We start from the raw sequence: 5,165 nt of genomic DNA, 5'->3' as shown, positions 1-5,165 counted from the left end.
GCGAGGCGCCGTGGCGGGTCAGGTAGCGCGCGATCTCGCCGCCGCCCATCGAGAAGCCGACGAGCGACACGCCGTTGAGGTCGAGCCCTTCCAGGACGGACGCGAGGTCGTCGGCGAACGTGTCGTAATCGTAGCCGGTGGCCGGATGGCCGGACTGGCCGAAGCCGCGGCGGTCGTAGGTGATGACCCGGAAACCCGCCTCGAGGAGGGCCACGGTCTGATACTCGAACATGTCGCCGGTGAGCGGCCAGCCGTGGATCAGCACCACCGGACGGCCCTGCCCCATGTCCTTGACGTGGATCTGGGTGCCGTCCTTCGATTCGATATAGGCCATGCGGGTTTTCCTTGTCCTGAGTTGGCTGACAAACCCTTGAGCCCCCCGCATGTTCCCGCCGCCATCCGCGGCGAGAGGTTCAGTTGGGCTTTGCCGACTGAGATCCGCCGCCGCCGCACCAGAAACGGTGCCCGTCCGGGTCGGCGACGGGACCGGCCTCGTGCCCGGCCGCCTCGCAGACGAGGACCGTGGCGTAGGGTGAGCCGTCGCGTGCGGGACGGGCCACGGGGACAGGCCGCTGGTAGCAGAGGAGTTCGAGATGGGGCCGCGATCCGCCCTCGCATGCGAGCGTGACGACCTCCACCACGGTGCCGTCGCCCAGACCGTCGAGGCGCCCCTGCTCGGGACCGCGATTGATCTGTCGCGAGGCAAGACGAAACCCGAGCTGCCGGTAGAAGGCGATCGACCGCTCGGCCTCCGCGACGCCGATCGCACTGTGGTCGATCCCGAGGCAGGGGCCTGCGCGCGCACGGCCCCAAGCATCCGGCACGCGGGTCGCCGGGAACTGGAGAAACTCCAGCGGGTGCCCCTCGGGATCGCGGAACTTGAAGGCCGTCACACCGCCCGAGGCCTCTGGCAGGCGCTCGGGGCCGCTTTCGGAGATCGGCGACCAGCCCGTCGTGGCGGCAAGGCGGGCCATCGCCGCGTCCATGTCCGCGACCACGATCGCACAGTGCTGGAAACCGGTCTCGTTCGAGAGCGGCGGCGCGCCGCCGGCCTCTGTCGCCGGCACGAGGTCCAGCCGCTGCGGACCGAGACGCAGCCCCTCACCGTTCGCGACCGCTCCGAACGCCGTCACCCAGAATGCCCGGACCGCCGCGACGTCGCGGCAGGCGAGGCGAACGCCGAGGATCGCCGCGCCCGTCACGGCCAGCGCGCCCCGCGCCGGTTGAGGAACACCGCGTAGAGCGAGTGGCTGACGCCGATGAACAGGCGATTGAAATGCGGCGAGCCGCCGAAGCAGAGGTTCGACACGGTCGCCGGCAGGCGGATGCGCCCGAGGAGCGTGCCGTCCGGTGACAGGCAGTGCACCCCGTTGCCGGCGCTCGACCAGACGTTGCCGTCCTCGTCGATCGCCATGCCGTCGGTGTAGCCCGGCGAGACCTTGGCGAAGTCGCGCATGCCCTGAAGGGTCCGCCCCTCCCCGCCGACGTCGAAGACGCGCAGCACCTGCGTCGGATCGGGCTTCGTCTGGTCGCCCGTCTCGGCGACGTAGAGACGCCGCTCGTCCGGCGAGAAGGCGATGCCGTTCGGCCCGTCGAAGGCGTCCGACACGAGGTCGAGCGCGCCGTCCGGGTCGAGGCGGTAGACGCCCGGCCGGATTTCCGACGCCTGACGCTCTCCCTCGTAGTCGTTGGAGATGCCGTAGACGGGATCGGTGAACCAGATCGAGCCGTCGCTCTTGACGACGACGTCGTTCGGCGAGTTGAGGCGCCGGCCTTCGAACCGGTCGGCGAGCACCGAAATGCTGCCGTCGTGTTCGACGCGGCAGACCGCACGCTCGCGGTTGGAGCAGAACACGACGCGGCCGCTGCGGTCGCGCGCCTGCCCGTTAGCCTGCCCGCTCGGAAAGCGCCAGACCGCAAGGCCCGCTGTCTCGCTCCACATCATCGTGCGGTCGCGCGGCAGGTCCTGAAACAGGAGACAGTTCCAGTCGCCCATCCAGACAAGGCCCTCGATCCAGCGCAGGCCCGTCGCCAGAAGTTCGATCGGCGCGTTGCCGAGGACGTAGCGATCGAACCGCGGATCGCAGCTTTCGAACCCGATCTCGCTCATGCCGCAGCCCTCACCGGAAGCGACATGGGCTCGTCTCGTCGCGCTTGGTGTCGAACTGCACCACCATGAGGACGGCGGGCTCGCCGCCGACCGTGCCGGACATATGGCCCTTACGGCCGTCGCGCTCGCGCGTGCCCTGGTCCTCGCCGAACGAGATCTCGCCCGGCCCCATCTCGACGCGCGTCCCGTCCATCGATTCGACATACCAGCGGCCGGACAGAGGGATGATCCACTGCGGCGCCGGGTTCTCGTGCCACGCCCCCTCCCAGCCGGCGGGCTGCACGGTGACCATCACCGTCATCCCGTCGTGGTGCTTCGTGCCCTGCCATTGCGGAGCGGCCGGCGGCTGCATGCTTTTCAGTTCGAACTCGGTCATCCGGCATTGCCGCTGGCGGCTGATGCCGTCCTCGTCAGTGTAGAGGTGCCAGTAGGGGACGGTCGGCTTTTCCTGGCTCAAGGCTCGGCTCCGGTGGAGTAGGGATGGGTGGAGGACAGGGGATCGGCGAAGAAGGCCCCGACATCGCCGGCCGTGGTGCCGAACGCGACGAGAAGGAAGCCGCCGGCGACCGCGAAGTTCTTGAGGAAGTCCCACATCGTCTCGCGACCCTTCGAGGGGCCGCGCAGGCGAAAGTCGGGCGCACGCCAGAACCGCTTGAAGAGGATCGCGGTGACGGCGCAGTAGCCGGCGAGCACGAAGGCCGCCAAGCGGTCGGCGACGCCGGTGAGGACACCGAGCGACATGACGACCTCGACCGCGAAGCCGACAAGGATGAGGGCCTTCGCCAGCGAGCGGTTGCTCGTCGCCTCGCCCGCCTGCCCGGTCGCCGCCTCGAAGTTCAGCACCTTGTCGAGCGCGCTGAACGGCAGGAACAGGAGCACCAGCGACAGGCGCGTCAGGAAGGCGACGAGGATCTCGAACGTCATGGCGGCGGTTGGCCCGGGCAGCATCTGTGGGGAGGGCAAGCGCGAAGCCGGGCCAAGCGTTCCCGCGCCTTGCCGCGAATTCATGCGGCCAGGCGCGAAACGAGGGGAACGATCGGCCGCGAGACCCGTCTTTAGCCGCGACATCACGAGGCTTTCGGAGGCGCAGCATGATCGAGGACCGCTACGACGTCGTGATCGTGGGCTCGGGGCCGGGCGGCGGGACGATGGCCTGGAAGCTCGCGCAGACCGGCAAGCGCATTCTCCTGATCGAGCGCGGCGACTACCTGAAGCGCGAGCGCGAGAACTGGGACACGCGCGAGGTCTTCGCCAGGGGACGCTACCAGGCCGACGAGACCTGGACCTCGTCGTCCGGCGACACGTTCCGGCCGGGCCTGCACTATTTCGTCGGCGGCAACTCCAAGGTCTACGGCGGCGTCCTCCTGCGCCTGCGCCTCGAGGATTTCGACGCCGTGCGCCATCCCGACGGCACGGCGCCGGAATGGCCGGTGAAGTACGACACGTTCGAGCCCTACTACCAAGCCGCCGAGGAGCTCTTCGAGGTGCGCGGGCAGCGCGGCGAGGACCCGACCGAGCCCCCTACGCACAAGCCCTACAAGCACCCTGCGATCCGCCACGAGCCGCGCATCGAGGCGCTGTCGGAGGCGTGGACACGCGAGGGTCTCAACCCCTTCCACCTGCCGATGGGCGCGCTTCTCGACCAGGACGAGACCGGGGCGGCGACGCCCCGCTCGCCGCTCCTGCGCTGCGACCCGTTCGACGGCTATCCGAGCCTCACCAACGGCAAGGCGGACGCGCAGGTGATCTGCGTCGACCCCGCGCTGGAGGCCCATCCGAACCTGACGCTCCTGAAGAACGCCTATGTGGAACGCCTCCTGACCGACGCCGGCGGCGGCACGGTCACGGGCGTCGAGACGATCGTCGAGGGTCGCACCCACACGATCCGCGGCGACATCGTGGTGGTCGCCTGCGGCGCCCTGTCGTCGGCGCTCCTGTTCCTGCGCTCCGCCAACGATCGCCACCCGGACGGGCTCGCCAACGGCTCAGGGCAGGTCGGGCGCAACTACATGCGCCACAACAATGCGACGGTGCTGGCGATCTCGAAGGTGCCCAACCCAACCGAGTTCCAGAAGACGCTCGGCCTCAACGACTTCTACCACGCCCATGCCAAGTCGCCGATGAACCCGCACGAGTTCCCGCTCGGCCACATCCAGATGGTGGGCAAGTCGGACGGGATGCAGATCGAGGCGGAAGGGCTGCCCGGCTTCCTGCACTGGCTGCCCGAGAAGCCGTTCGACTGGATCGCCCGGCATTCGATCGACTTCTGGCTGACCTCCGAGGATCTCCCGCGACCGGAAAACCGCATCTTCTACCGCAACGGGCAGGTGCATCTCGATCTCACCGAGACCAACATGGACGGGCACCGGGCGCTGCGCGAGATGCTGCGCCGGATCTGCGACAAGGCCGAAATCCATCCACACCTCGTCGATCGCTCGCTATATCTCGGCAAGGACACGCCGATCGGCGGCACGGCGCATCAGGCGGGCACACTGCGCTTCGGCGAGGATCGGGCATCGAGCGTCCTCGATCTCGACTGCCGCGCGCACGGGATCGACAATCTCTACGTCACGGACGCGAGCTTCTTTCCCTCGATCGGCGCGGTGAACCCGACGCTGACGATCATCGCCAACGCGCTGCGCATCGCCGACACGATCGCCGGGCGCCTCGGCGCGCCCGTGGGCTGAGCGATCGGAAGCCCGTCCTCAACGCAGGAAGCCTTCGGCGTCGAACGCGTCCCATTCGCGAAGGCGCGGCTTCGGATCGCGGCCGCGCGGCGCCTTCGCCGCCTTCGGCTCGGCCTTGCCGCCGCGCGCCAGCGCCGCCTTGCCGGCGGCGCGCGAGCGTTTCTCCTTCAAAGCCTCCGCGTCCTCGATCCGCCAGAGCGCGGGTAGATCCCGGTCGAGCACATCCTCGATCTGGCGGGGATCGAAGACGTGGAAGGTCACGGCCTTGGCGCGGCCGCGCAGCTTCACGGTGCGCGTGCCCGCGCTCTGCAGCCGGCCGTCCTTCAACCACTTCAGGCGCTCGCGCGGCAGGATGGTGAGGATGTCGT

6 protein-coding genes and 1 pseudogene are annotated in these 5,165 nt (G+C 69.1%); 1 reads left to right on the top strand and 6 read right to left on the bottom strand.

Annotated elements, in window-relative coordinates; genetic code table 11:
- The 5 genes from QZ753_RS11395 to QZ753_RS11375 form a co-directional block, all read right to left on the bottom strand.
- Window positions 1-334 (bottom strand): alpha/beta fold hydrolase (locus QZ753_RS11395; protein ID WP_294643814.1); only part of this gene is annotated, 334 nt, incomplete at its 3' end.
- Window positions 335-413: 79 nt separating this feature from the next.
- Window positions 414-1,202 carry a VOC family protein gene (locus QZ753_RS11390; RefSeq protein WP_294643813.1) on the bottom strand — a complete coding sequence of 263 codons (789 nt, stop codon included), beginning with the start codon at window positions 1,200-1,202 and terminating at the stop codon, window positions 414-416.
- Window positions 1,199-2,110 (bottom strand): SMP-30/gluconolactonase/LRE family protein, encoded by a 912-nt coding sequence (locus QZ753_RS11385; RefSeq protein ID WP_294643811.1) that lies wholly within the window; start codon window positions 2,108-2,110, stop codon window positions 1,199-1,201. The genes QZ753_RS11390 and QZ753_RS11385 overlap by 4 nt, the downstream gene beginning before the upstream one ends.
- 10 nt (window positions 2,111-2,120) lie before the next feature.
- On the bottom strand, window positions 2,121-2,567 hold the full coding sequence (locus QZ753_RS11380; RefSeq protein WP_294643808.1) for a cupin domain-containing protein: 447 nt from the start codon (window positions 2,565-2,567) through the stop codon (window positions 2,121-2,123).
- Complete coding sequence (locus tag QZ753_RS11375) at window positions 2,564-3,034, bottom strand: DoxX family membrane protein (RefSeq protein ID WP_294643807.1); 471 nt, start codon at window positions 3,032-3,034, stop codon at window positions 2,564-2,566. Before QZ753_RS11375 ends, QZ753_RS11380 begins: the two co-directional genes overlap by 4 nt.
- 167 nt (window positions 3,035-3,201) lie before the next feature.
- Between QZ753_RS11375 and QZ753_RS11370 the strand changes: the two genes are divergently transcribed.
- Window positions 3,202-4,797 (top strand): GMC family oxidoreductase, encoded by a 1,596-nt coding sequence (locus QZ753_RS11370; protein WP_294643806.1) that lies wholly within the window; start codon window positions 3,202-3,204, stop codon window positions 4,795-4,797.
- 18 nt (window positions 4,798-4,815) lie between these two features.
- On the opposite strand, the pseudogene QZ753_RS11365 reads toward QZ753_RS11370, so the two are convergent.
- Window positions 4,816-5,165: pseudogene (locus QZ753_RS11365) on the bottom strand (hypothetical protein); the annotation flags it as partial.

The organism is uncultured Aureimonas sp. (genome assembly GCF_913775355.1).
In the GTDB taxonomy this organism is placed as follows: Bacteria; Pseudomonadota; Alphaproteobacteria; order Rhizobiales; family Rhizobiaceae; genus Aureimonas.
This window is presented reverse-complemented; position numbering and strand designations above follow the sequence as displayed.

What these genes read in the sequence shown, in the direction of transcription:
- QZ753_RS11385 (WP_294643811.1), bottom strand. Translation starts at nt 2,110, where the DNA reads ATGAGCGAGATCGGGTTCGAAAGCTGCGATCCGCGGTTCGATCGCTAC.
- QZ753_RS11375 (WP_294643807.1), bottom strand. Translation starts at nt 3,034, where the DNA reads ATGACGTTCGAGATCCTCGTCGCCTTCCTGACGCGCCTGTCGCTGGTG.
- QZ753_RS11370 (WP_294643806.1), top strand. Translation starts at nt 3,202, where the DNA reads ATGATCGAGGACCGCTACGACGTCGTGATCGTGGGCTCGGGGCCGGGC.